2 protein-coding genes are annotated in these 625 nt (G+C 45.1%); both read right to left on the bottom strand.

Annotation, left to right across the window (positions count from 1 at the left end):
- Nucleotides 1-5: 5 nt before the first annotated feature.
- Nucleotides 6-326, bottom strand: coding sequence for an IS1 family transposase (locus ACQRA4_RS13880; protein ID WP_427823637.1), 321 nt, complete (start codon nucleotides 324-326; stop codon nucleotides 6-8).
- A partial coding sequence (locus tag ACQRA4_RS13875) for a helix-turn-helix domain-containing protein (RefSeq protein ID WP_427823636.1) occupies nucleotides 278-625 on the bottom strand: 348 nt, incomplete at its 5' end. The genes ACQRA4_RS13880 and ACQRA4_RS13875, both read right to left, overlap by 49 nt.

The raw sequence follows: 625 nt of genomic DNA, 5'->3' as shown, positions 1-625 counted from the left end.
TATTGCTAAAAGAATGATAAAATATCTTCTCTTTGCCCGTTCACATGAAATCTGGCAAAGAGAGATATTGTGAGATCAACCATTCGCAAGGACCTTGAAACCACCTGAGATTTACGTTTGAAACGGGCAAACCAGTGTCTTTGGCGGGCATTATTTCGTTCAATTCGCACGGTTCCCCGTTTTCCTTGAATGAGGTCGTCCTCGGGTATTTCCCGTGGATATACTTTCCAGTTGTCGGTACAGAAGAACCAGACAGACCAACGGCGAAGCCTTGCCATCAATCTTGCAAGAGTGCTTTGGTCACGATTGCTACATTCCCAGTCAATGAGTTGACCGGTATCGCGACAATAAGCTTTCCAGAGCCATAGTTTGTTTTTTTTGAATGTAAATAGTGCCACATCTCATCAAGTTCTATGATGACAGCTTCCCCAGGAGAAGGCTTTTCATAAGTTTTTTCAGCGAAATCCCGGACCCAACGCATGACGGTCGATGTTGCAACTCCATAAATACGTGCTATGGCATTAAACGAAAGGCCCAAAGTATAAAGCAGGATGGCCATTGCCTTTTCCGTTGCCGGTCGTCCTCTGGGAGTGTCACGGGTAAATTGAAAACCGCAGTCTTTGCA

This window comes from Desulfovibrio sp. SGI.169 (assembly GCF_050313595.1).
In the GTDB taxonomy this organism is placed as follows: Bacteria; Desulfobacterota; Desulfovibrionia; order Desulfovibrionales; family Desulfovibrionaceae; genus Desulfovibrio.
This window is presented reverse-complemented; position numbering and strand designations above follow the sequence as displayed.